Below are 26,145 nucleotides of genomic sequence, written 5' to 3' on the forward strand. Positions count from 1 at the left end.
TTTTCAGTAACGTAGTGTTTTACCGGAGTTTATCCGTCTTCATCGGAGACAGCTTCAGGACATAATAATCAGACAGGAGGTTCTGCATGAAACTCATGCGCCCGGTCGCTCTGGCCGCCCTTGCAACATCCCTTACCACACCAGCCCTGGCGGAACGCCAGGAAACCATCTACCTGAATCCGTTTGCCGGCTTCCAGCTGTTTGACGATAAACGGGATCTGAGTGAAACCGGCACTTTCGGTGTTGGTGTCGAATACCGGTTCCGCCCCCACTGGTCAGTTGAAGCCGTGTACTCACGGGCCGATGCCGACCGCAAGTATGTGTCTGGCGAATCCGATTTTGACGAAATCCGGGTTGACGGCACCTACTACTTCGCCGGTCCGGAATCGGCCTGGAACCCGTACGTTTCTCTGGGCGCAGGCCATGCCGACTTCGGGCTGGGAGATACCATTTCCTACCGTACGGCAGGCACCGATCACGATGAAACCCGTGTAAACGTGGGTACCGGCTTCCGCTACAACGTCAGTGATGGCATTTCCATTCGTGGCGATCTGCGGGAATTCCACGGCATTGACGAAAGCACCTTCGACACCATGGTCTCGCTTGGCTTGAGCTGGGCCTTTACCCGCACGGTTTCTGCCCCGGCCCCGAAAGCCCCGGCCGATGCCGACAACGACGGCGTGCCCGATACTCGCGATCAGTGCCCGGGCACACCGGCCGGTGCCAGCGTCGACAGCCGTGGCTGCGAGCTGGACAGCGACAATGATGGCGTGGCGGACAGCCGCGACCAGTGTCCCAACACCCCATCCGGGGCCGAGGTTAACAGTCGCGGCTGTGAGCTCGACAGCGACAACGATGGTGTGGTGAACAGCCAGGATCAATGCCCGGACACCACCGCTGGCGCCACGGTCGATGAAACCGGCTGTGAGGGCATTACTGAAACAGTGGAAACCATTGAACTGCGGGTTCAGTTCCCCACCAACAGCTCTGTTATCGACAACGCCTATGACAACGAAATCCGTCGCGTCGCCGATTTCATGGCGGAATACCCGGAGACCACCGTTGAGATCGCCGGCCATACCGACAGCGCCGGTGAAGCAGGCTATAACCAGTTCCTGTCCCAGCGTCGGGCGGAAGCGGTTGCCGGTCGACTGACCGGGCCTCTGGGTGTCGATCCGGACCGTGTCAGTGCTGTGGGCTATGGTGAAGCCGAGCCTGTTGCCACCAACGACACGCCGGCTGGCCGTGCCCAGAACCGTCGTGTAGAGGCGCGCATCCAGGTTCGCCGTTAAGGCAATCCGGGCAACCTCGGTAAGGCGCCTTCGGGCGCCTTTCTTTTGTCCCGTATTCAGAAACCCGTTCAGGCTTTCAATCGCCCTCGCGTACCGCATCCAGCATCAGGTTTCTCGGCGTCAGCTGACGATCACAGAAAGTGCCCAGCCGAACCCGGTAACCCTGCTCTTCCAGAAACACGGCGTAATCCAGAACCAACCACAATTCCAGGGGCCTCCGGAACAGGTGCCGCAGCAGTTCATGCCGGCGCACCTGACGATATCGTTCCTCACCGCGCGCCAGCCATTCTACCCAGTCAACATCGGCGGGCAGAGCCAGTTGTTTCTTTGCCGCCGCCCAGTGACAGAAATCCTCGAAACAGCCATTGTTGAGCCGCGCCGGGTGTGACGGTACCGGCAGATAGTGCCTGCCGCCGGTCAGCTCCCGTTGTAATGCATCGAAACCCAGGCGCCAGGTACTGATGCGCGCGGTCTGCTCGCGCACCCGCTCCGGTGCGGTGACGGTTTCCTGGACTGCCAGTCTCAGATCGTTACGATCCACCGACAAGCACTGGCCGTATTCCCGGGTTTGCCGGGCCTGGAGCTGATACCGTTCACCCCCGGTCAGATGATAGCAGCAGGGTGACAGACTGAGCCGGGGCAAACCCGCCTGGGCACCGGACTGCATCAGCCGGCGGTGCAGATCGCCACAGGCGTGCAGCGCCACCCCATGGTGGCGCTCAGGCAGTTTGAGGCCATCAACCATCACATCCTGATGAGACAAACGAACCGGGTCGCCATAGTGCTCGGCCAGGCGGTTGCCATCGGTCACCAGTTCCGGATTCCATTCAAATCCGGTTACTTCCATCGCCCCCCGCCGGGCCAGGGTCCGGCCCAGGTGCCCCTTGCCACAACACCAGTCCAGTACCGGATAGCCCAGGGGTGAAATTGCAGCGGCGAATGCGCCGGCCTGCTGTCGTTTTCGGCCAGGCATATCAACGGCGGCCACCTCCGCCAGTTCCGCCTGCCGGCCCTCGGCCTCGGTCGCCAGACGGGGTAAATCAAGCAGATCCCGGTACCGGGCCAGCGCCGGGACATACCCGGCTAACACCGAGGACAGTTCCGGGAGCCGCTCCTCCCAGTCCTGACAGTCCCCCTCTGGAAGCGCCTCCAGCCAGCGCGCCAGGTCCGGATGCGCGTCGCGCCAGGCGGGGGCAGGTTCCATGAACGGGATGGGGCGCCAGAGTGGCTCCAGTTCCCGCAGCCAGTCATTCAAAGACTGCCAGCGCTGGTAAAAACAACCCGAGGCTTGGTGTAAACTCGCCGCCGGAGGTAATGTCATGAAACTGGCCTTTGTACTGGTTGAACCGAAAGTCCCGGAAAATGTCGGCGCCGCTGCGCGGGCCCTGTGCACCATGGGTTTTTCCGAGCTATGGCTGGTCAATTCCGACCTGCATACGCGGCCCGAAGCCCACTGGCTGGCCCATGGCAGTGACCACATTCTGGATAATGCGCGCATTTTCCCCGATCTGGCCGCGGTTAGAAACTCCGCGGATTTGCTGATGGGCACCTCAGCCAAGCCCCGCCATCATCGGCAGGACTGGCATGAACCTGGCGCACTGCGCTCGGCACTGGCCAATAAAGGCGGCTCGGTGGCGACGGCGGCGCTGGTGTTTGGTCGTGAGGACCGGGGCCTGGCCAATGAAGAACTGGCCCTGTGCGATCTGCTTACCGGCTTTCCGATGGCGGTCAGCTATCCGTCCCTGAATCTGTCCCAGGCGGTCATGCTGTATGCCTGGGAGCTGTCCGGACTGGCGCGCCAGAGTGTCAGCGCGCCGGAGGTCGCCTCAGATGCCAGCCTCGGCGCCTTGCGACAACGCCTGGAAACGCTGTTACCGGCGCTGGATGCCCCGGCCGACAGCAAGCTGTCGCAGTGGGTATTCCAGCGCCTGCCCATGCTTTCCGAACGGGACGTCGGCTTTGCTCACACCCTGTGCGGCAACCTCGAGCGCAAATTCTGAGCCTATTCCTGGAACCTTCCGGGCCGGAAGGCATCCAGTGGCACCGCCGGCTCCTCACCGTCGATGACCTGGGCAATCACCGAGGCGCTGCCCGCCGACAGGGTCCAGCCGAAGGTGCCATGGCCGGTATTCAGAAACAGGTTCCGGCGGGGTCCGCGACCAATAATGGCGGGGCCATCCGGAGTCATGGGGCGGAAACCGGTCCAGGTTTCGGCAGCCTCAAGATCCGCGCAGCCGGGAAAGCGTGAACGCACGGATTTCTTGATAGTGGCGATGCGCGCCTCGGGAATGTCGCGATTGAAGTCCGCCAATTCGACAAAGCCCGTGGCCCGGAGCCGGTTACCCAACCGGGTAGACACCACCTTCAGGTTATCGTCGTGGATCGTGCTGGCCGGGGCCTTGTCCGGATCACTCAGGGACACCGTCAGGCTGTAACCCTTGACCGGGTAGATCGGGAGGTCCAGCCCCAGGGGCCGAACCAGCTGCGGTGACCAGCATCCGGCGCAAACCACCACCGCATCGGCTTCCAGGGTGACCAATTCACCGCTGCGGGCTCGATACTCGAGCCCGTTCACAGTTTCATCATCAAACAACAGCCGCTCAACCTCGACACCATAGTGAAAACTTGCACCTTGCTGCTCACACACCTGCGCCAGTGCCCGGGAAAACAGGTGGCAATCGCCGGTGCCGTCCGTGTCATAGCTGATGGCACCATAGAGAGGTCCATCTCCGGTCATACCCGGCTCCACGGCGCGCACCTGCTCGGGCGTGAGTAGCTGCGAGGCGATGCCCAGCTCATTCAGCAGGTCGTGGATCTCACGATAACTGTCCATGGCCTCAGGGCTGCTGGCCAGGTGCAGAAGGCCCTTGTGGTCGCCATCAAAGTTCAGGTCATGCTCCTGTTCCAGCGCCAGAAATCGCTCCCGACTGTGGACACCCAGGCGCAGCATGGCCCGTTTGTTGAGGCCAAACAGGCCAGGACTCCAGGCGTAGCGCAGGGTGGCAAACATAAACTTGATGGCATCCACCGAAGGCGGCACTCGCAGCTTGAGTGGGCCGTCGGTTTTCAACAGCCAGGGCAGTGCCTTGAAGACCATGGAGGGATCAGCCCAGGGGTAAACCACGCCGTAAGACCGCTGGGCGGCGTTGCCTTTGCTGGTCTCGTTACCGGCAAGGTCGTGTCGCTCCAGCAGGGTTACCTGATGCCCCCGGCGAATCAGTTCCCTGGCGGTGGTGACACCGACCACGCCACCCCCTACCACTGCGATGTGCATATTGCCTCCATTAGCTGACGCCATTCGCTGCCAGCAGCTGACGATAGTCTTCCAGTACATCCGGATGTTCCGCCGGGTAGTCCGGCGCAAGCTGTTTCAGCACCCCGGCCAGCAAGGCCGCCACAATCGCCCGGGCCTGGGGTTTGCGGTCCCCGGGCACAATGAACCAGGGCGCTTCCTCGGTGTGGGTCTGGGCCAGGGCTTCCTCGGCGAAGGCCTGATAACGAGTGCGCTGTTTCCAGCCCTCGATGTCCGAGCGGTCAAACTTCCAGCGCTTCCCGGGCTTATCCAGGCGCTTCAGCAATCGTTGTTTATGTTCATCCTCGGAAAGGTTGAGCCAGATTTTTACGACACAGGTGCCTTCGCTGACCAGATGACGCTCAAAATTCCGTATGGCCTCGAACCGGGCCGGCCAGTGATAGGTGTCGGCATCACGCACGGGCCATACTCGCTCGCCGATGACGGCCTCGTGATGACTGCGGTTGAAGGCCACCATCTGGCCATAGGCGGGGAGATAGGGTGTCACCCGCCAGAGAAAATCATGAGCGGCTTCCGATGCATTGGGTCGCCCGAATGACCAGGCGTGAAAGCCGGCCGGATCAGCGTAGGTGGCCAGCGTCCGGATCAGGCTGTCCTTGCCGCTGGTGTCCGGGCCATGGATGACGACCAGCAATGCCCGCTTACGATTCGCCCACAACCGCCTCTGGTACTCTCCGATGTCCTCCAGACTGGCTTCAAGCGCAGGCAGCTTATCTTCGCCCTCGTACAGGGAGGGATAGCCTTCGAGAGCCGGCTTGTCGGGATTCAGGAACCAGGAACGGGCAAACGCCGTATACTTCATCAAGGAAACTCCCTATCGCCACGATGCAGGTCAGTAATCGTACAAAGTGATAAACTTGTGTGATTCGCTTCTCAGAATAGCACCCATACACCGACCCTGATGGAGTCTAGTACCCCGGCATGAGCAAGAAACGTCGTGAGATTCCCGTATTTGATCATCCGATCATCGAAACCCACTGCCATCTGGACTACCTGAAAGACCGGCCGTTGTCCGATACTCTGGAGCAAAGCCAGCGGGTCAACATCGAAAAGGTGATCACCATTGCCGTGTCACCAGAGAACCTGGCGGCAGTGCGCGAGCTGGCTGGTTCGGCTGACTGGGTGTTTGGTACCCAGGGCATTCATCCCCATGAAGCGGAAACCTATACCGATGAGGTGGAGGCGGAAATTCGCCAGCATGCCACCGACGACAAGATCGTGGCCGTCGGCGAGATCGGGTTGGACTATTTCTACGACAATGCCGATCGCGCCGTGCAGCGGGACGTGTTTCGCCGGCAGCTGCAGATTGCCTGCGACAGCGACCGCCCGGTGGTGATTCACAGCCGCGACGCCGATGACGACACCATCGCGATTCTCAAAGAGTTCGAGCATTCGCTGGAGCGCCGGGGTGTTATTCACAGCTTCACCTCCGGGCCCGGGCTGGCACAATACGCCATCGACCAGGGCTGGTGCCTGGGCTTCAACGGCATCACCACCTTCAACAAGGCAGAGAACGTGCGGGACATTGTGCGCATGACGCCCATTGAGCAGATCCTGCTGGAAACCGATGCCCCGTTCCTGACGCCTGTGCCCTATCGCGGCCGTGAAAACGCACCGTTTTACCTGCCGTTCGTGGCCGAGAAAATTGCCGCAGTAAAGGACTTGCCCCTGGATCAGGTATTGAGCCAGACCTATCAAAACAGCCTGCGGACGTTTTTCCCTCATCAATGATCAAACGCATTCCCATCTCTGCCCTGAAGGTCGGTATGTACATTACCGACCTCAACAACGACTGGATCCCCCATAACACACAGCGCAAGAAAGGGATTATCAAGCGGGAAGAGACCATTGAAAAAATCCGCAGGATGGGTGTGCAGTATGTCTATATTGATGTCAGCCGGGGCGCCGACTGCCAGGATTCCGAGCCGGCGGCGCATGTGGATCGGCGCAATGAAACGGCCCTGCAGAACGCCGGAGCCCTGAAGCCGGGATACACCCCGAAGGCCCCTCTGGCAGAAGAAATAGTTATTGCTCAACAGGTGCACAGCCAGGCCCAAAGCCTGGTGGGCAGTTTCATGAACAACGTCAAGATTGGTGGTGCAATTGATGTGGCCCCGATTCACCAGCTCGCAGACGAGCTGCAAAATTCGGTACTACGCAATGCCAATGCCCTGAGCTGCCTGGGACGGATCCGCGAGAAAGACAATTACCTGTTGGAACACTCGGTCAACCTGAGCGTATTGATGTCACTGTTCGGACATTACCGGAAACTCTCTCAGGATGTTCTGCACCAGACCATCGTAGGCGCTTTGTTGCACGACATCGGAAAAATTCTTACGCCCGATGAGGTTCTGCACAAACCTGGCCGACTGACGGCGGAAGAATTCGAGGTCATGAAGCTGCACGCCCGCCATTCCCGTGACATTCTTGCCAGCACCGAAGGCATCGGCGAGATCACCGTGATAACCGCCGCCCAACATCATGAGAAACTGGACGGCAGCGGCTATCCAGAAGGTCTCAAAGGCGACGAAATCACCGAGTACGGACGCATGGTTGCCATCACGGATGTTTACGATGCCATCACTGCCGACCGGGTTTACCACAAAGGCCTGACGCCGACTCAAGGGCTGAAGAAACTGCTGGAGTGGTCCGGGGATCACCTGGATCCGACGCTGGTGAAACAGTTTATCCGTTGCGTTGGGCTGTACCCGATAGGTTCATTGGTCTTGCTTGAAAGCGGCAAGCTGGGCGTGGTCATCGAAACGAATGAATCTGACCAGAGATTGCCCGTGGTGCGCGTTATGTACAACACGAAGTTCCGAATGCCTGTAACCGTGCATACCATCGATCTGTCTCGCCCCGGCAACCAGGACCGGATCGTTCGGGCGGTCGATCCAGACGATTACAAACTCGACATCCGGAAGTTTCTGGTCTGACACTCTGAAAGCTACCCGAGCTCTGCTAGGCTTGTGTTAACGCCCCATCCATAAAAAAGATAATCCATCATGCTGTCATCGGTTTTCCAGGTTCTGGGCGGTCTGGCCCTGTTTCTCCTGGCCATGGAGATGATGACCAATGGTCTGAAAAACGCCGCCGGCCATCATCTCCGCCATATGTTGGGGCACTGGACCAGAACGCCTCTGCGGGCACTATTCGCCGGCTTTATTATTACCGGTATCGTGCAGCATTCCGGGGCGGTAACCGTGGCAACCATTGGGTTTGTGAATGCCGGCCTGATGACTCTGGCCCAGTCCCTGGGCGTTGTTTTCGGTTCCAACATCGGTACCACCATGACCGGCTGGCTGGTCAGCCTGATTGGCTTCGGCTTCAAGATCGAAGCCATGGCGCTGCCACTGCTGGCCGCCGGGGTGGGCTTCAAACTGGTCAGCCGCAACCCGAGAAACCAGTTTCTGGGGGAAGCTCTGGCAGGCTTTGCCTTGTTTTTCCTGGGGTTGTCGATTCTCAAAACCGCGCTCGAATCCTCGGCTCTCGGCTTCCAGAACGGCCACCTGATCAACGCCGATTATGGCCTGCCGGCCTTCATGCTGATTGGCCTGCTGGCCACGGTTCTTACCCAGTCCTCCAGCGCCGCCCTGGCCATCGTACTCACCGCTGCAGCTGGCGGCCTGATCCCGCTCGACAATGCCGCCGCGGCCGTGATTGGGGCCAATCTGGGCTCAACGTCGACTGCCGCGCTGTCGGCCCTGAAAGCCACGGCAAACGCCCGCCGGCTGGCCACCGGGCATATCCTGTTCAACCTGGTCACCGGCGTCATCGCCCTGCTGGTGCTGCCGGCCATGCTCTGGCTGGTGAATACCCTGACCAACCTGTTGGACCTGGAAGCCAACCCGGCGGTTTCGCTGGCCTTATTCCATACGTTGTTCAACGTTCTGGGTGCCGCCATCATGCTGCCCTTCACCCAACCGTTTGCCCGTTTTCTCGGCCGGCTGTTTCGCAGCAAGGAAGAGGACAACGCCGAACCCCGCTATCTCGATGACACTCTGGTGACGACACCGGAACTGGCCATCGGCGCCGTGGATCAGGAGATGAAGCGGTTGATTGGTCACAGTCGGGGTTTGCTACGGGTATGCCTGGACCGGGAAAGCCTGGAGGAATCCGATGTGCGCCCGAAGGCCGATGCCGTGCGCAACCTGAACCTGGCCATCACCGACTACATCGGGCGCCTGAGAGCCGAGAAAATGCATCCGTCGGTGGTAGATGCCCTGACGCTGAGCATTCGCACCTGTCGTTACCTGGCTGAAGCCACCGAGCTGACCCTGCATCTGGTTCGACTTCGGGCGCTGGCCCGGCGCACGGATTTCGAGACGCTGGAGTCGGTTTTCAACCGCTATTTCGAGGTTATTCGGGCGCTGGTGGCCTCAGAAACGCCCGTACCGGAGCAGCTACAGGAAGCCGAAACCGTCTACCATCAGCTGAAAGCAGCCACCCTCCAGAAGATGATCCGGCGGGAATTCAGTTCCAGCCTGGGGGCCCAGGTTCTGGATGAGCTCAGCGCCGTGCGCCGGCTCACCGATCAGTGGAGCAAGGCGCTGTATTGGCAGGACGGCGTGGGGCTACTCAACCAAAGCCATGATCAGGCATCGGCATCCTGAAAACAGTAATAGCGATTCTTGCCTTCACGCTTGGCCCGATACATGGCCTGGTCAGCCTGGCGAAGCAGCTGATCTCCGTCTATTTCCTCGCCTTGAGGGTACAGGGTGTAACCCATACTCGCAGATACTTCGACGCTGTGATTGGCCACCCACACCGGTTCGGCAATGACCTTTAGCAAACGCGAGAGCAATATATCCAGGGTAACCGCGTCCGGGACATTGACGATGATGGCGGCGAACTCGTCGCCGCCCAATCGTGCCAGACTGTCCTCCTCCCGGAGGGTCGCACGCATGCGCCGGGCCACTTCCACCAGCAAGCCATCACCGGCATCGTGACCAAAGGCATCATTCACCGGTTTGAACTGGTCCAGATCGATGTAGACAACCGCCAACCGGTAATTCTGCCGACGGGCCTGGGCCATGGACTGGTGTAGACGATCCGAGAACAGTACCCGGTTCGGTAAATTGGTCAGGGCGTCGTAGTGGGCCATGATCCGGAGCTGCTTCTCGATCTCTTTCTGCCTTGTGATGTCACTGAAGACACCCACAAAATGAGACAGTTCGCCCTGCTCGTCCAGCACACTGCTCAGACTCAGGTTCAAGACAATGGCCTGGCCGTCCTGGTGCCGGGCTGCAAACTCCCCGCTCCACACCCCATGCCTGCTGGCGGCCACCAGTATGGCACTGCCCTCATCTACTGGCATGGGCGGCAGGCTGCCAATGGCAGACTTGTGATCCCGCCCGGTGATCTGGGTGTAGGCCTCGTTGATGTCCATCACCACGCCGTGGGCATCGGTGATAAAAATCGCTTCCCGGGCATTCTTGAATACCCTTAACGCCAACCGCTGCTGTTCCTCAGCCTGCTTTCTGCGAGTGATGTCATGCCAGGAACAGAGTACCGAAGGGATGTCGCTGCCGTGTTCATAAACCGGGGCCAGGGTCATGGCCACCCACACCCGTTCCCCATTCGAACGCACAAACAGCCATTCCGTCTGGGACACCTCTCCAGCCGTCACCCGGGTAAAGAGCGCCTCGGATTTCTGTGACGACGGAGCTCCATCCGGCTGGCTATGAGGTGAGAAGGCCGCCAGAGACTTGCCCAACAACGAAGCTTCGGAGGTATAGCCAACCAGATCCACGGCCGCCCGGTTGCAGTCCACCAGTTCACCATTGCGGATCATCAGCATCGGCTGGGGCCAACTGGCAATCAGTTTGCGCAGCCTGCGCTCTTCAGAGGCCAGCTGCTTTTTCTTGCGGCCGAGCCAGAGACTCGTAATCACCAGCAGTACAAACAGCACAGCAACGGTAATCACCCAGTTACGGTATTGGTGGAGTATGTCGACCCAGGTTACCCTCGGCACCTGATCGTACGGCGGCATCCGCAGGCTTCGGCTCAACATTTCGACCGACTGGTAATCTGCAGGCGGCGAAAACCCGGCCAGACCGGCCGCCTGCGCCGCCGCATGCTCTGGCTCCAGAGCAAACAGGGCGGAAGCAACCCGGCGTACCGTCCTGCTGTCGACATGGGGCAGAGAAACCAGAGGCCACTCCGGGTACAGCCGGGTGGACAGAACAAACGGATAGCCTCGAAGCTGCTGCGGATTGATGATTTTCAGCTCATCTGCAAGGTTCGGGTTCTCGCTCAGCAGTTCTTCATAGATGCCGGTGCGGATGAATCCGACATCGGTATCGCCCGCCAGCACCGAGCGGATCACCCGGTCGTGATTACCCAGAAACACCATCCGGTTATGGCGCCGAACATCCACGTCCACGCTGGCCAATTCCAGCGCCTGGGCCTGATAGCCACCCAGATAGGTCAGCCCTGGCGTGGCAATACTCTTTTTCTCCAGATCCTGCAGGCGGTTGATATCGTCCCGTTCAGCACGGGTAATGATCACGCCACCAATACTGCCCGTGGTTTTGCCCTGCCAGCTGCGGCGCAGGGTTGCGAGGGCTCCGGTCAGACTGCGTTCACTGCGAATAACCAGAAAATGGCTGGGATTGGTGAGGAAGAAATCGATCTGGTTGGCCGCCAGGGCACGGTTCATATCATCCTGATTGAAAACCTTCAGGTTCACTGCCATGCCGGTTTCCAGGGTCAGGTAGTCGGCCAGCGGCTGATAACGTTCGTTGATCACGTTATCAGGCCGGTAGCCAAAAATGCCGAGCGTGACCGAGTCGCTGGCTGCCAACTGCGCCGGTACATTGGCAGCAACCACCAACAGCCAAACCAGGCAGCAGTATATCACCCCCTTCATCATGGCAAGCTCCGAGGCAGGAAAGCCGGCTCGGTCAGATGCTCATAGTGCAGGGGCGCATCTATCAGCCCCTCACGAACCATAATACTTGCCAGCGTCTTCGCCACCACTTCCAGCCGGCCATTGTGGGTAAGGTAGCGATGGTTGGCAGACAGTTCCGGTAACATCACCGTCGCCAGAGACTGACGCACCATCTCCGGAGATACCTGCTGGCGCGTAGCAACGCGATAGACCGCATCGTGCGTGTTACGCACCAGATGCTGCAGGCCCAGAAAATGACCTTTCACCAGATCCCGTACCGAGGCTGGCTGCCGACTGGCCGCAGCATCAGTGACCACCAGAAGATCGAAGATGGTTTCCGGCAGCTGGCTGCTGTCGAAAAGACGCACCGCGCCCTCGTCCTCCAGCCGGGAGGCCTCCGGTTCGTAGCTGATGGAAGCGTCGATATCACCACGCTGCCAGGCCCCGATATGTTCGTGGACCGGTAAATTCACCACCGATATGTTGTTACTGGTCAAGCCGGCGCGCTCAAGCACAGAAAACAACATGATGCCGGACACGCCACCGAGCTCCACCGCGACCCGTCGGCCCTGCAAATCTGAGAGGCTGGTAATTGCAGGCCGCACCAGAAGCACGTCCGCGCCCACGGAAACGTTAGTGACGGCAACGGCCTTTACGGGCACCCCGGCGGCAAGAACCCTGAGGGTTTCATCCAGAGTCAGGGCTGCGGCGTCCAGATTGCCGGAGACCAGTCCGCTGATTGAATCACTGGCCCCCTGGCCTTTCACCAACTGCACTGTCTCCGGTAGCCAGCCGAATTCTTCTGCCAGGTACAGGGGTTCGTAACCAATCCAGGGGTGAATGCCGGTTCTCAGAGGATCTCGCCGGGAGCAACCACTCATTCCCGCAGCAACAGCGGCAGCTATCGTCAGGTGCAAAAAGTGACGGCGGTGCATCCAGAAGCTCCGGGACAGAGGTGGGTAGTCTTTGCATACTAATCCGTAGCCACTATAACCGTAAATCTGACCAAAGCATTGCACCGGGTCAAATTGAGCAAAATCAACCTATCCCAGCGACAGAAAAACCCCCATCAGCACCGGCGAAAGGAAGGACAGCAGAAAGCCGGAGGCAATGGCCACCGGCACACAGGCCAGACCACCACTACTACGGATGACCGGCAGTGTGAAATCCATGGCGGTGGCTCCGCCGTAGCCGATGGCCATGGCTGGCCGGGCATGGATCACCAACGGTATCAGGGCCAGAGCAATAATTTCCCGCAGCACATCGTTCAGGAAAGCGACACCGCCCCAGGCGGGTCCCAGGGCATCACCAATGACAATGCCTGAGAGTGAATACCAGCCAAACCCGGAGGCCAGGGCCAAAGACTGATGCCAGGGAATATCCAGTACCGGCACCAGAGCCAGCCCCGCCACCAGGGAGCTAACCACCAGGGCCAGTGCAATCCCCAGCCCCTGGCGGTTCATCAGCAGTTTGCGCAATGACAGGCCGGCATTGCGTAACTGAAGCCCTATAAGGAACAGCAACAACATCAGCGCCCAGGTGGCCACGTCGTCCACCATCGGCAAATCCGGGAACAGGAAATACCCGAGCAGAGCACCGATAAGCACGGACAAAAGCGGTTTGAGGCCTGCCAGAAACAGGCGGCCATAACCGGGCCTGGAACCGGTTTCAGCCGCCTCCGTGTGCATTGGCTGCCAACGGTGAAACAGCCACAGGCCCGCCATGTTCGCCACCAGCAAGACCAGCACAAGCCCCGCTACCTGGGCAGCCATGGTACCCAGTTGGCCCAGCAACCCTTCCATCTGTCCCAGCCCCAATCCCAGCAGGGCCAGGATGAAATACACCAGGCCCTCCACCGAATAGTGAATCACGGTCATCAACTGACGATTGGAGAGGGCAATGGCAAAGCCCAGAAATAACGGGGCCAGGATCAGGAGCGCACCGGTCAGCATGAAAACCTCGAACGAATACAGGGATAAAGAGCAGGACAGCTAGGGAGAAAACCGGGGGCGTTCAGTGAAGACGCTCACCAGAACGGTCCTGTACCAGCACCCAAGGGGCAATGACGACTGCCCAGAGTTCCGCATTGCGGTCGTACCAGGCGCGCGCGAGGTCAGGCGCCACCTCGCCCACCTGCCCACCGGACATCCAGTGCTCAAACTGGGCCTTGTTGTCCGCCGCCAACTGGGCCGCCACATTCAGCAGGTCCAGCTCTGGCGCCACTCGCACTACCTGGCCCCGGGCATAATAGGTTTGCAGCTCATGCCAGTGAATGCGGGAGGTCTCCAGGTTGAGCTTGGCCTTGATTTCTTCCGGCGACTGGGGGGATGACATGACAACCTCGGTGATCAGTTCATTTGCGGGGCGCCAGCCTACCCTAAAACCGACGACGACGCATCCGGTTCAACGCTCCGGGTTGTCGGCCACCAGACGCCGGATATCATCGGCCAGAGTCATGGGATCAAAGGGTTTCGGAATGACACCAATGGCGCCCAGCGACCGGTATTCCTCAATTTCCGAGGGCTGCAAACGAGCGGTCATAAAGATAACCGGAATATTCAGCCCCTCCGGGCGCTGCTGCAGGGCTTTCAGAGTCTGAGGTCCATCCATACCCGGCATCATCACATCCAGTAAAACCAGATCCGGCTCAAAGTCCGCAATGAGTTTCAGGGCTTCAGAACCCGATTCACACAAACACACCTCAAAGCCGCCGACATCCCTCAATGACAGTTCAGCGATACTTCGTATATCAGGATCATCTTCAACGTAAAGAATTCTGTCCACTGTGTTGGTCGACGCGTCCATAATGCTCCCGAAAATCTATGGTTTATCCAGCCCCAACCGCCGAATGAGACGCTGGTATTCCTCGTTGTCTGGCTCATCACGAGCCGCCAGAGCGGCAGCTCTCATAATCAGTTGGCGATCCTGGGTACTGTCACCGGGCAACACATGAACAGCGCCGATCAACTCTCTGAGGCCAAGCGGCAAATGCCACTGAACTTTCAAACGGTTCCCGAACGGTTTCGACCAATCTTCCACCAGTTTTTCCAGTTGGTCTTCCTCGACCTGCCCACCAGAGGCATGAAAAACGTCGAGCACCTTAATCACCGCCAACTCTCCAAGACGACTGAGCAAAGCCGCTTGTTGGAAAATTGCCGGCTGCAAGCCAAGCTTAATCGCCAGTTCGCGTGCCGACTGCGATACTCTCAGAATATTCTGATTTACCGCCTCAGCGATCTCTTTCAAGGGTTCGAGCCTTACCGATCCGGACACATCCAACGATAGAGCCAGGGCCTGATTCAGCGACATGGCCACCCCGATGGAGCTAATCGCATCGCGGAGACTCTCAACTGGCTGCCCGGTACGGCGGAACGACGTACTGTTGGCAACATCGAGCAATCTTGCGGTCAATGCTGGCTCGTCTCTCCAACGTTCAGCCAATTGAGCAGGGGAGAGCTCGCTCTCTCGATCAATTAGCTTAAGAAGCTCCACAAGATCCATCCCGGAGGAGAGCTGAACCACCCGCCCAAGAGACGCTTCCAGATACTCAGAAACACTGGCCTGTTCCTGTCCCTTAACAGGAAAGAACTGAGCCAATCGCGAATGAAGGAGGTTGATATCTACCGGCTTTGTAATGTATCCATTGATGCCATAGTGTGCTGCTTTCAACACAGACTCGCGGTCGGCCCTTGCTGAAACAACAACCACCGGGACCTGCTTATCCTGGCTCCGGATCTTCTTAACGAAATCCAGGCCTGAACCATCAGGCAGATTCCAATCTGTGACAACAAGGTCGAACCCTCCTCCTAGCGCCATATACGCCTCAGTAAGAGAACTACACACCGTTACATCGACACTTCGGCCAGATCCGGCAAGAACCGTTTCCAACAGCTCGCCAAACAAGTCATCGTCTTCAAGCACTAATGCTCTCAAGATTTACCTCATACTAGAGTCCGGGGTGATAGACTGTGACGCCATTCCGGCCACCACGTTTCTGGGCATAGAGTGCCCGATCGGCGGCTTCGATAGCCTGATCTCCGTCATCAAAATCATTGAGCTGTGCGATACCGGCACTAAAGGTAACCTTGAACACAGTGTCTGCCACAGCAAACTCCAACTCTCTGAAGCTCTCCAGAATCCGTTGCACTAACGCACAGGCTGCCCGTGCGTCACACTGGGGAAGTACAACCAGAAACTCCTCGCCGCCATACCGACCTATGGCATCTGACTCACGCAAACGGTTGCGAAGTAAGTTAGCAAGCGTTCGAATGACAACATCGCCCTGACCGTGCCCCCAGGTATCGTTGACTCGCTTGAAATGATCAATGTCTAGCAGAACGGTAGCGGCCTGATAGCCACCGCGCCGACAGCGAACTCTTTCCCGTTCAACCTCCTGCTTGATCAATGAGTGCTTGAGGAGTCGAGTCAGGCTGTCTCGATTCATCAAATCCGAGAGCTGACGCGCCCGGTGACAGCGCATTTTGACCGAGCGAATCAGATAATCGTCAGAGACCGGTTTTACCAGAAACTCATCAGCACCTCCGGATAACGCCTTGAGCTGACGCTCGGGATCGTCCTCTGACGAGAGATAAATGATAGGCAGGCTGAGCCAACGAGCCTGAAAGCGGACCATTCGTGCCAGCGCCACTCCCGAATATTCGCCGAGTTCGATGTCCATAAGCAGTAACTCGGGCTCAAAGCTGTGCAGCTCCTCCATTAACACCAACGGATCGGACACAGCTCGCGCCTTAACGCCCACAGATTCCAGAACCAGGCAATAATGCTCAGCCAGTTCCTGATCATCATCTACAATCATGACACGGGCTTGAAGTCCCGCGACTCGCTCTTCGACAAGGGACTCAATGCGCTCGACCAGTTCTGGCAAGTCGATGGGCTCAGGGAAGAAAGCCCGACCGCCATAATCCGCAACACGGTAACGGCTCTGGAATCCATCTTCGTGACCGACACATAAAATGGGCGGGAAAGAACGATACGGATCAACATCTATCCCCGTTACCACGTCGGCAACTTTGTCTACCTCGAGATAGTGGCAGATGATTGCGGAATAGTCCGACACAGTATCTGGCAGTTTTCCCGCAGTGCCACCAAATTCGGCGAGTTCACTCACCAAAACGTCAAACCCATATCGCTTGAGATCTGACGATAACGTTTCCAACTGGTCATACCGATCGCCATCCGTGATCATCAGCAGACGAACCTGCATACCATGAGAATCCGGATCAGGCATCTCAGGCGAGCTAACATTAGCAATTCCCGCCAACTCAGGACCTTGAGCATTGGCCATCGAAATCAACGCCCACAGACCTGAAGACAATTCCAGCACGTCAGGCTCTTGCGTGCTGCCTTGCTCCGGATCACGTCCCAAAAACCCTTTGAAACGCTTCTCGATATCCCGGGCACATTGTCCAAGCTCTGGAAAACCGAAGGTTCCTGCAGATCCTGCTAGTTGATGTAAACGCTGGCTGCAACTGAGAAGTTCTTCAGCACTGGCCGTTCCATCATCAAGCCGCCTTGCAAGCTTTTCCAGATCGACCAATTCACCTTCTAGACGCTCAATAAATCGGCTTTTGAGAACTTTCAGTCGATTCGCTATGTGCTTCTGCTGTCGGCTATCCAAAAAAACACCCCAAGCTTCGGTTTTGTCGGCTATGGAAATACTCTAAGCTCTATCAAAGCATGTTTTCCAGTTGTCGACCACGCCATTAAGGAATACTTTTGAAAACCTTATCCCTTGGTCTTCGCGTAACGTTACTCACCATAACAACCAGTATTACGGCAGTAACCGCAGTGCTGCTAATAGCTTACAACGGGGTAGTGCAAGACTTTGAGAACGTCCTGACCCAGAGACAACTTCTGGAAACCGAATCTGCAGCACGCATGGTTGATCAGGAGCTTCAGATTCGACTGGACGCACTTCATGCTTTTTCGGAATTTCTTACCGACGGCGACAGGCTTCTCCCGACGCTTCGAATTTCTGAGCTCCTGGGACGCCAGGACCGTCTCAACGCGTATTTTCGAGCCGGACTACTAGTGTTCGACGAAAATGGTGTTGCTATTGCAGAGAACCTATTCGTACCGAATCGGATAGGCACATCCTATGCCGATCGCCCGCATTTTCGTAAAGCCATCGGCAGCAGACGCCCCGTAGTCAGTCGCCCAATTATCGGGCGGACAACCGGACTGCCTCTGCTGTCTTTTCTGGCGCCCATAGAATCCGACGAAGGAGATCTGCTTGGTCTTGCTGGTGGCGTTATCAATCTGGCCGCCTCTGGGGTTATCCCCGAAACCCTGGAGGAAGAGGAAGACGTCATCTTCAAAATACTGGATACCAGCCACTTCACACAGGTCGACTCTCTTCGACCCGGCACACCTATGCCCGATCTCCCGCCGCCGGGCGAGGATGCGATCATTGACGCAGCGCTCTCTGGTGTATCCACAGGCATTGCTGAGGATGCCACTGGTAAACGCTGGGTCTACGCAACAAAGCATCTTGATCGCGTTGGATGGCTCTTCCTCAGGGCAGAACCCTATGATCGTGTAACCGGTCCGGCGCGAGCTTCATTCAGCAGTTTTTTGCAGCTCAGTGTACTGGTGATTCTCGTAATCAGCGTTCTGGCTTGGATAGCGGCAAAAACTGCAACGGCGTCCCTTGAAACCATGTCCTTACGCATTCGCGACATGATCCAGAAGACTTCAGGGCATAGGCGCTTGCCTCCCAAAGGCCCACCAGAAACACGGAATCTGGCACTGGCTTTCAATCAGCTCATGGAAGAAAGAGAATCCCTCGACGAGATGAAAGACCAGTTTGTCTCGACCGTGAGCCATGAATTGCGAACCCCACTGACCTCCATTAGCGGATCACTGAAACTGCTAAGCGCGGGGGCCGCCGGCACGTTACCGGAAAAAGCCCGGGAGATGCTTACCATTGCGCTACGCAACAGTGATCAACTGCAACACTTGATTTCTGACTTGCTGGATTTCAATAAAGCTCTTGTCGGAAAGCTATCAGTCTACCCATGCACGATAGATATGCATGAGGCCCTGAGCCAAGCCGTGGACGGTAATCGTGGCATGGCTCACAGTTATGGGGTTGAATGCTCATACAACGTAACACCTCATGCCGCGAAGGTCTGGGCTGACGAACAGCGTCTTCGCCAGGTACTCGACAATTTCCTGAGCAACGCAATCAAGTTCTCCCCCGAAGGCAGCACCGTGAACGTAGTCGGCGAGGCAACGGATTATGACATGATCAGGATTACCGTATCCGACCAGGGCAACGGAGTTCCGGAGTCATTCCTGCCAAGACTTTTTGATCGTTTTTCACAAGCTGACTCCGTTTCAAGGCATTCCAGGTCAGGCACAGGCCTTGGCCTTGCCATTTGCCGAGAGCTGGCTGAACTAATGGAAGGAGAGGTTGGTTACTACTATCGAGCCGGAGCCCATTTCTGGATTGAACTTCCATGCCCCAGCAGCAACACAGAGGTGCTACATGAAAACACCTGACTCACCGGCAAACGAAGCAGAACGCCTCTCTGCACTCGAAGCCACCGAGCTTCTTGATACGGCCCCAGAGGAACGATTCGACAGAATCACCCGTCTTGCAGCAAGCATGTTTGATGTACCTATCGCCTTGGTGTCTCTGGTCGACAGAGACCGACAATGGTTCAAATCCTGCTTCGGCTTAGGGGTTCGCGAAACCGGTCGAGACATTTCATTTTGTGGCCATGCCATCCTCGGCAAAGAAACGTTCGTCGTTGAAGATGCCCTGGGAGATGACCGGTTTGCAGACAACCCGCTGGTAACCGGAGAACCCCACATCCGTTTTTACGCGGGAGCCCTGCTCAGAGATCGCTCCGGTTACCACATTGGGACTTTGTGCATTATTGACAAAAAGCCCCGCTGTCTGGAACCAGATGCCCGTCAAAACCTCCGAGATCTTGCCGACATCATCGAGCGCGAATTCCAGTTTCAGGAGCTGGGCAGCTATTTCAGCGAGCGCACCAAAGCACTGAATATTCTCAACGACATCGCACTGGAATCAACCGCTGATCTGGAGCAGGCGATTGCCGACGCCCTGGAGAAAGCCAACCGATACCTTGGAACCGAAACAGGTATTGTCAGCGAAGTAACCGGCGATGCATACACGGTGCTGTGGCACCATCAGAGGCGAGATCAGACACTTGATAACGGCTTTACTATGCCGCTCGACAAGACTTATTGCTCTATTCTTCTCGAAAAAGGAGAAGTCCTGGGAATCAACCATATGGCAAAGTCCAGATACCGGGACCACGCGTGTTACCAGGCATTCAAACTGGAAAGCTACCTGGCGGCCCCTATCTGGATTGACGACGAGTTATTCGGAACGCTGAATTTTTCCTCCCCAAAACCGCGTACCGCTCCTTTCAGTGAAACCGAAAAAATGTTCGTTAATCTGTTGGCTCGATGGATAGGGGATAGTGTTCAGAGGTCCCGCCAGGCCGAAACCCTTGAGAAACTCGTAGCCAACACGCCGGGCATGCTTTATCAATACCGGCTATGGCCAGACGGTCACGCATCCTTTCCATTCTCGAGTGATCGTATTCAAGACATCTACGGAGTTAAGGCAGAGCAGGTTCAGAAAGACGCATCCGTTGTTTTTGAAAGAATTCATCCAGACGATCTCGATAATATCGCCAAGAGCATTGAAGAATCTGCCAGGACACTCTCCGAATGGCATTCCCAATACCGAGTTCGGCATCGTGATGTCGGCTGGAGGTGGGTTGAGGGCAAAGCCTCTCCCGAACTTTTGGCCGACAACAGCATCGTCTGGCACGGATATATAGCAGATATTGATGAGAAAAAAAGAATCGAACTGGCGCTGAAGGAAAGCGAAGACGAGCTCCGAAGGCTCTATGAGTTATCGCCAATCGGAATCTCGTTAAACGATTACAGCAGCGGACGATTCCTGGACGTCAATGAAGCCTTCCTGGTGCCCACGGGGCTCAAACGAGAACGGCTTGGTGATATGTCCGTGCTTGAACTGATTCCTGATGACAGGAAACAAAAAGCAAAAGAAATCATCAAAGAGCTTCGCGAAGCCGGCCGATTCGGCCCTTGCGAACTGGAATTCATTGGCGAGAACAATACTCGATATCCTGTCGTTATCCGGGGCATGCGCATCACGAGCGTAACAGGTCGTTCTCTGGTCTGGACTCTGGTTGAAGATATATCCGAACGAAAAAAAGTAGAGAAAATGAAAAATGAGTTTATCTCTACCGTCAGTCATGAGCTCCGAACACCTTTAACCGCTATCAGCGGCTCTCTGGGGCTGGTCACAGGCGGAGCATTGGGCGGCCTTCCCGAACCCTTAGAACGCGTACTTACCATTGCTCATCGAAACAGTAATCACCTCAGGCAGCTCGTAGATGACCTTCTGGACATCGAGAAGCTCGTCTCCGGCAAAATGCGCATGCATATCTCCAGTGAATTTTTGCCCCCTTTGCTTCATGAAATCGTAGACCGTTTAAGATCTTACGCAAGCGATAACAGAGTATGCGTGACACTGGATGAAAACATTCCTCACGTGTACGCCAACGTGGATAGGCAACGACTAACCCAAGCCCTGACCAACCTGCTATCCAATGCCATAAAATTCTCGCCTGAAGGCAGCACCGTATCTGTGAAAACCAGCCATCTGAAGGATCATCTTCGTATTGTTGTGCAGGATGAAGGACCGGGAGTTCCCGATAGTTTCAAACCTCGGGTCTTCCAGAAATTTGCCCAAGCTGACAGCTCCGATACCCGGGGTAAAGGCGGTACCGGTCTTGGGCTGGCTATCACTCAGGAAATCATGATGCAAATGGAAGGTGATGTAGGATTCGAATCCCAAGAGGGGCACGGCGCCACCTTCTGGCTCGAGTTACCCCTGACTTAAGGCTTTAAAATGAGCAACGACAAACAAGAACAGATTTTCTTCAGCCTGGTGTGGCTGGCCCGGATAATCGTTTGTTTGCTCACCATAGGACTGGCTTTGGCAATCGATTCAACTGCGACAGAAAGGCATCGAGCTGACATCCGAGCGAAATGGCAGGAGCAGGTCGATGACCTTAACCTGCAACTCAGAGCCAGCATACTGCAGAATACTCAGACCGTTTGGGGACTAGCCGCCAACGTTTCCGTGCAGCCTGACATCAACGAGACACAGTTCAAACGACTCGCTTCTGTTATTTTCAAGCTGGCACCAGAACTATTGAACATCGGGCTAGCGCCAGACTTCGTCATCAAGCACATCTACCCACTCCAAGGCAATCAGGCCGCTCTCGGCCTGGATCTTCGAACCCAGAGTCTTTCTCGCGAGCAAATGGCTCTGCTTCTGGAAACCCGGCGCGCCGTTTTCAACGGCCCCATAAACCTGGTTCAGGGTGGACAAGGTATAGCTGCGCGTATCCCCATTTTCGAGAACCAATCCGATAAACCTTGGGGGGTCATCTCCGCTATTCTGGATTTGGAGCGCCTTTATGCCTCAATCGGCCTCAACACGATGCCCCCTGAATTTCAGTTCGTCCTGTCCACCACAGGAATCAGCAGCATTAATCAAGGCATATTCTTTGGTCCGCAGAACATCAATTGGCAATCGCCCGTTTCGTCGACCATGAGCATGCCCGGGTTTTCCTGGCACCTGTACGCTCAAACCTGATGATGGCTGGCCGAATTATCCAGCCTCTCCATGGTTGCTGCGCAGCATTCTTGCCCTGACTACTCTGACCATTATCGCTGGTACCCTGTGGATTACAGCCCTCATCATCCATGATCGTAAAATGCAGCGCAGGTTCTGGGGACTGTTTGACCTGGCGCCTTTCGGCATTGCTCTCTACGACGCCATTGACGGTGAGCTATTGCAGGCAAACCCCAGTTTCACACGAATTCTTGGATCAAAGGGGGTAGCGCTCTCCTACTTCGACGCCATCTACGATTCATCTGGCAAACCAAAAAACTCGCAGCACGGCGTATCTTCAACACTGGCAACCCACTTCCGTTTCAGTGGCCTTGAAGGCTTTTTTCCTATCAGAAACAACGCCTTTATCCCTATTATGCTCCACGGTTTTCGCCTGGACCTTCAGGGAAAAGAATCCGTCATCTGGATCATCGTCGAGGACATCTCCCAACGAAAAGAGGCGGAACGATTAAAGAGCGAGTTTATCTCGACCGTCAGTCATGAACTCAGAACCCCTCTCACCTCCATTTCCGGGGCGCTGTCGCTGTTAACGACCAATGCTGTCGGAGAGCTTTCAGGAAAAGCACAACAATTGCTGAAAATCGCCCAAAGAAACAGCGATCAGCTGGGTTTTCTGATCAATGACCTGCTGGACATCGAGAAACTGATTGCGGGCAAGATGGATTTCAATGTGATCGAATTTCCTGTGTCTGAGGCGATCACCGAAAGCCTGGAAAACATCCAGAACTACGCCACCGAAAAAAACATCACTCTGAACGCACAAGAACTTTCAACAACCACGGTTAAGGCGGACAAGCAAAGGTTGGCACAGGCACTCAACAACATCCTGTCAAACGCGATCAAGTTCTCACCGGTCAACGGCCAGATTCGTATCTGGACAAAACTGCATGGTCAAGGGCTCCGAATCTACGTGCAGGACGAGGGACCTGGTATCGCTCCGGAATTCAGAGAGCGCATGTTCCAGAAGTTCTCCCAGGCCGACAGTTCGGATCGACGCAGCAAGGGTGGCACTGGCCTGGGCCTGGCCATCACCAAAGAGCTGATGGCCAGGATGGAGGGCGACGTCGACTTCACGTCAGAAGCTGGGCAGGGAGCCACCTTCTGGCTAGAAGTCCCGGCCGCCTAGGCGTTTTTCAGCATCTCCCGCACCACGTAATGCAGGATACCACCATGCTGGAAATACACTGCCTCGTTGGCAGTATCAATCCGTGACTTCAGCTCGCAGGTTTCGGTAGAGCCATCCTTGTATTTCACCGTCATGGTCAGGGTCTGGCCCGGTTTGATCTCGCCAGACAGTCCCTGAATGCTGATCGTTTCCTCCCCGGTGAGTTTCAGGCTCTTGCGATCAGTCCCCTCCGGGAATTGCAGCGGCATCACGCCCATGCCAATCAGGTTGGAGCGATGGATGCGCTCATAGGATTCCGCTACCACGGCTTTTACGCCCAGCAACCGGGTGCCCTTGGCGGCCCAATCCCGACTGGAGCCGGTGCCGTATTCCTTGCCGGCAATCACAACCAGCGGCGTGCCCTGCTCCTGGTATTTCATGGCGGCATCGTAGATGGCCATTTGTTCCCCGGTGGGCACAAATTTGGTGAAGCCGCCTTCCACGCCGTCGAGCATTTCATTGCGTATGCGCACGTTGGCAAAGGTGCCGCGCATCATCACCTCGTGGTTGCCCCGGCGGGAGCCGTAGGAGTTGAAGTCTTTTGGTTTTACACCATGTTCCTGCAGGTATTTGCCCGCCGGCGTATCCGGCTTGAAGGAACCGGCCGGCGAAATATGGTCGGTGGTCACCGAGTCTCCCAACAGGGCCAGGATGTTGGCATCCGTTATGTCATCGATGGCCTCGGGCTGCTCACCCATGCCTTCGAAGAAGGGCGGATGCTGGATGTAGGTGGATTTGTCACTCCACTCATACACCTTGCTTTCCGGCACCTTGATGGATTTCCAGATGTCATCACCCTCGAAGACCTCGCCGTATTCCTTGCGGAACATGTCGGTCTTGACCTTCTCGACCGCTTCCGCGATCTCGGCCTGGCTTGGCCACAGGTCTTTCAGGTACACCGGGTTGCCATCCTGGTCTGCGCCCAGAGGATCCTTGGTAAGGTCCACCCGTACGTTGCCAGCCAAAGCATAGGCAACGACCAGTGGGGGCGACGCCAGCCAGTTGGTTTTCACCAGCGGATGCACCCGGCCCTCGAAATTGCGGTTACCGGACAACACCGAAGCCACGGTGAGATCCCCATCAGTAATGGCTTTCTCGACTTCATCCGGCAGCGGGCCGGAGTTACCGATACAGGTGGTGCAGCCATAACCCACCAGGTTGAAACCCAGTTGGTTCATGTCATCCTGAAGGCCGGCCACTTTGAGGTAGTCGGTCACCACCTTGGAGCCCGGCGCCAGTGAGGTTTTGACCCAGGGTTTGGTTTTCAGACCCTTGGCCACGGCCTTTTTGGCAATCAGGCCAGCCGCCATCATCACGCTGGGGTTGGATGTATTGGTACAGGAGGTAATCGCCGCAATCACCACCGCGCCTGGGTCCAGCCGGGTAGATTCACCATTCATGTGAAGTGGCTGACTGGCGGGGTGTTCGAAATAGGCGCTCTGAGCACCGACCGCGGTTCCACCCCCTTCCGATTCCAGCTTGGCCTCACGGCTTTCTGCCGGGCCTTCCGACGTTTCCATCAGCAATTCAAACGACGCTTTCATGTTGGTGAGGGCGACCCGGTCCTGGGGCCGCTTCGGGCCGGCAAGGCTGGCTTCCACTTCACCCATGTCCAGCTCCAGGGTGTCGGTGTATACCGGCTCATGACCGGGTTCCCGCCACAATCCCTGGGCTTTGGCGTAGTTTTCAACCAGTTCCAGCAGTGCTTCATCCCGCCCGGTCAGGCGCATGTAGTTGATGGTTTGTTCATCCACCGGGAAGAAACCACAGGTAGCACCGTATTCCGGCGCCATATTGGCAATGGTGGCACGGTCGGCCACGGGCATGTCTTTCAGGCCGTCCCCATAGAACTCCACAAACTTGCCCACTACGCCTTTCTTGCGCAGCATTTCCGTGACGGTCAGCACCAGGTCGGTCGCCGTGATGCCCTCCCTCAGCTTGCCGGTGATCTTGAAACCGATCACCTCCGGAATCAGCATGGAGACCGGCTGGCCAAGCATGGCGGCTTCCGCTTCGATACCGCCCACGCCCCAGCCGAGTATGCCCAGACCGTTGATCATGGTGGTGTGGGAATCGGTGCCCACCAGCGTGTCCGGGTAGGCGATGGTTTTACCGTCCACCTCCTTCTGCCACACCGTTTTGCCCAGATATTCCAGATTCACCTGATGGCAGATGCCGGTGCCCGGCGGTACCACCCGGAAGTTGTCAAAGGCCTGCTGGCCCCAACGCAGGAACTCATAACGCTCCTGGTTGCGCTTCATCTCTATGGCGACGTTTTCCTTGAAGGCCGACGGGTTACCATACTTGTCCACCATCACCGAGTGGTCGATCACCAGATCCACCGGCGATAAAGGATTGATCAGGGCGGGATCTTTACCAGCGTTCTTCACGGCCTCGCGCATGGCCGCCAGGTCCACGACCCCGGGTACCCCGGTAAAGTCCTGCATCAACACCCGGGCCGGACGGAACTGGATTTCGGTATCCGAGCCGCGGTCTTTCAACCATTGCACCATGGCATCAATGTGGGAGCGGTCGACCGTCGTGTCATCTTCGTTGCGCAGCAGGTTCTCCATCAACACTTTCAACGAGAACGGCAGGCGGTTGAGGTCGCCCAGGGTGTCCGCTGCCTTCGGCAAACTGTAGTAGTGGTAGGTCTGGCCACCCGCGTTCAGGGTGGAGAGGGTATTCAGGCTGTCTTTACTCAGGGATGAACTCGACATGCGATGCCTCCTCTTCGGAAATCTCCTT

20 protein-coding genes are annotated in these 26,145 nt (G+C 56.9%); 9 read left to right on the forward strand and 11 right to left on the reverse strand.

Translation table 11 applies throughout. The annotated features are described in order from the left end of the window. Positions 1 to 86: 86 nt before the first annotated feature. Positions 87 to 1,292, forward strand: a complete 1,206-nt coding sequence (locus MARHY_RS16965) for an OmpA family protein (protein ID WP_014422908.1) — start codon at positions 87 to 89, stop codon at positions 1,290 to 1,292. Between the two features lie 76 nt (positions 1,293 to 1,368). On the opposite strand, the gene MARHY_RS16970 is transcribed toward MARHY_RS16965, so the two are convergent. Beyond that, positions 1,369 to 2,613: a methyltransferase gene (locus MARHY_RS16970; RefSeq protein ID WP_041655152.1), complete on the reverse strand. Its 1,245-nt coding sequence runs from the start codon at positions 2,611 to 2,613 to the stop codon at positions 1,369 to 1,371. On the opposite strand from MARHY_RS16970, the gene MARHY_RS16975 reads away from it, so the two are divergent. Then, positions 2,612 to 3,292 (forward strand): tRNA/rRNA methyltransferase, encoded by a 681-nt coding sequence (locus tag MARHY_RS16975; protein ID WP_014422910.1) that lies wholly within the window; start codon positions 2,612 to 2,614, stop codon positions 3,290 to 3,292. The genes MARHY_RS16970 and MARHY_RS16975 overlap by 2 nt on opposite strands. 2 nt (positions 3,293 to 3,294) lie before the next feature. On the opposite strand, the gene MARHY_RS16980 is transcribed toward MARHY_RS16975, so the two are convergent. Continuing rightward, complete coding sequence (locus MARHY_RS16980) at positions 3,295 to 4,566, reverse strand: D-amino acid dehydrogenase (RefSeq protein WP_014422911.1); 1,272 nt, start codon at positions 4,564 to 4,566, stop codon at positions 3,295 to 3,297. Positions 4,567 to 4,576: 10 nt separating this feature from the next. After that, a complete protein-coding gene (locus tag MARHY_RS16985) occupies positions 4,577 to 5,407 on the reverse strand; it encodes a polyphosphate kinase 2 family protein (RefSeq protein ID WP_014422912.1) in 831 nt (276 codons plus the stop codon). A 119-nt stretch (positions 5,408 to 5,526) separates the two neighbouring features. Here MARHY_RS16985 and MARHY_RS16990 point away from each other — a divergent pair, with 119 nt between their 5' ends. The 3 genes from MARHY_RS16990 to MARHY_RS17000 all read left to right on the forward strand — a co-directional run bounded on the left by MARHY_RS16990 (position 5,527) and on the right by MARHY_RS17000 (position 9,218). After that, positions 5,527 to 6,336, forward strand: a complete 810-nt coding sequence (locus MARHY_RS16990; protein WP_014422913.1) for a TatD family hydrolase — start codon at positions 5,527 to 5,529, stop codon at positions 6,334 to 6,336. Then, positions 6,333 to 7,541 carry a cyclic di-GMP phosphodiesterase gene (locus MARHY_RS16995; RefSeq protein WP_014422914.1) on the forward strand — a complete coding sequence of 403 codons (1,209 nt, stop codon included), beginning with the start codon at positions 6,333 to 6,335 and terminating at the stop codon, positions 7,539 to 7,541. Before MARHY_RS16990 ends, MARHY_RS16995 begins: the two co-directional genes overlap by 4 nt. Before the next feature lie 69 nt (positions 7,542 to 7,610). Next, positions 7,611 to 9,218 carry a Na/Pi cotransporter family protein gene (locus MARHY_RS17000; RefSeq protein WP_014422915.1) on the forward strand — a complete coding sequence of 536 codons (1,608 nt, stop codon included), beginning with the start codon at positions 7,611 to 7,613 and terminating at the stop codon, positions 9,216 to 9,218. Here the strand turns inward: MARHY_RS17000 and MARHY_RS17005 are convergent. The 7 genes from MARHY_RS17005 to MARHY_RS17035 form a co-directional block, all read right to left on the reverse strand. Next, complete coding sequence (locus MARHY_RS17005; RefSeq protein ID WP_014422916.1) at positions 9,200 to 11,479, reverse strand: diguanylate cyclase domain-containing protein; 2,280 nt, start codon at positions 11,477 to 11,479, stop codon at positions 9,200 to 9,202. The two genes, MARHY_RS17000 and MARHY_RS17005, sit on opposite strands and share 19 nt — an antisense overlap. Continuing rightward, complete coding sequence (locus MARHY_RS17010) at positions 11,476 to 12,432, reverse strand: ABC transporter substrate-binding protein (RefSeq protein WP_014422917.1); 957 nt, start codon at positions 12,430 to 12,432, stop codon at positions 11,476 to 11,478. Before MARHY_RS17010 ends, MARHY_RS17005 begins: the two co-directional genes overlap by 4 nt. A gap of 108 nt (positions 12,433 to 12,540) precedes the next feature. Then, a complete protein-coding gene (locus tag MARHY_RS17015) occupies positions 12,541 to 13,449 on the reverse strand; it encodes a LysO family transporter (protein ID WP_014422918.1) in 909 nt (302 codons plus the stop codon). 61 nt (positions 13,450 to 13,510) lie between these two features. After that, on the reverse strand, positions 13,511 to 13,831 hold the full coding sequence (locus MARHY_RS17020; protein ID WP_011787074.1) for a DUF2288 domain-containing protein: 321 nt from the start codon (positions 13,829 to 13,831) through the stop codon (positions 13,511 to 13,513). 69 nt (positions 13,832 to 13,900) lie between these two features. Further along, on the reverse strand, positions 13,901 to 14,302 hold the full coding sequence (locus MARHY_RS17025; RefSeq protein ID WP_014422919.1) for a response regulator: 402 nt from the start codon (positions 14,300 to 14,302) through the stop codon (positions 13,901 to 13,903). A 15-nt stretch (positions 14,303 to 14,317) separates the two neighbouring features. Continuing rightward, complete coding sequence (locus tag MARHY_RS17030; protein ID WP_014422920.1) at positions 14,318 to 15,418, reverse strand: response regulator; 1,101 nt, start codon at positions 15,416 to 15,418, stop codon at positions 14,318 to 14,320. 25 nt (positions 15,419 to 15,443) lie between these two features. Beyond that, positions 15,444 to 17,135: a diguanylate cyclase gene (locus MARHY_RS17035; protein WP_014422921.1), complete on the reverse strand. Its 1,692-nt coding sequence runs from the start codon at positions 17,133 to 17,135 to the stop codon at positions 15,444 to 15,446. Positions 17,136 to 17,233: 98 nt separating this feature from the next. Here MARHY_RS17035 and MARHY_RS17040 point away from each other — a divergent pair, with 98 nt between their 5' ends. From MARHY_RS17040 to MARHY_RS18975, 4 genes are read left to right on the forward strand one after another with little or no spacing between them, the layout of a single operon-like run. Next, positions 17,234 to 19,021, forward strand: coding sequence for a sensor histidine kinase (locus tag MARHY_RS17040; RefSeq protein ID WP_014422922.1), 1,788 nt, complete (start codon positions 17,234 to 17,236; stop codon positions 19,019 to 19,021). Next, positions 19,008 to 21,431 (forward strand): GAF domain-containing protein, encoded by a 2,424-nt coding sequence (locus MARHY_RS17045; RefSeq protein WP_014422923.1) that lies wholly within the window; start codon positions 19,008 to 19,010, stop codon positions 21,429 to 21,431. The genes MARHY_RS17040 and MARHY_RS17045 overlap by 14 nt, the downstream gene beginning before the upstream one ends. Positions 21,432 to 21,440: 9 nt before the next feature. Continuing rightward, entirely contained in the window at positions 21,441 to 22,193 is a 753-nt protein-coding gene (locus MARHY_RS18970) for a CHASE domain-containing protein (RefSeq protein WP_014422924.1), read from the forward strand. 34 nt (positions 22,194 to 22,227) lie between these two features. Beyond that, a complete protein-coding gene (locus MARHY_RS18975; protein WP_014422925.1) occupies positions 22,228 to 23,358 on the forward strand; it encodes a sensor histidine kinase in 1,131 nt (376 codons plus the stop codon). On the opposite strand, the gene acnA is transcribed toward MARHY_RS18975, so the two are convergent. Beyond that, complete coding sequence (acnA, locus tag MARHY_RS17060) at positions 23,355 to 26,117, reverse strand: aconitate hydratase AcnA (protein ID WP_014422926.1); 2,763 nt, start codon at positions 26,115 to 26,117, stop codon at positions 23,355 to 23,357. The genes MARHY_RS18975 and acnA overlap by 4 nt on opposite strands. Positions 26,118 to 26,145 lie beyond the last annotated feature (28 nt).

Source organism: Marinobacter nauticus ATCC 49840 (assembly GCF_000284615.1).
Lineage (GTDB): Bacteria > Pseudomonadota > Gammaproteobacteria > Pseudomonadales > Oleiphilaceae > Marinobacter > Marinobacter nauticus.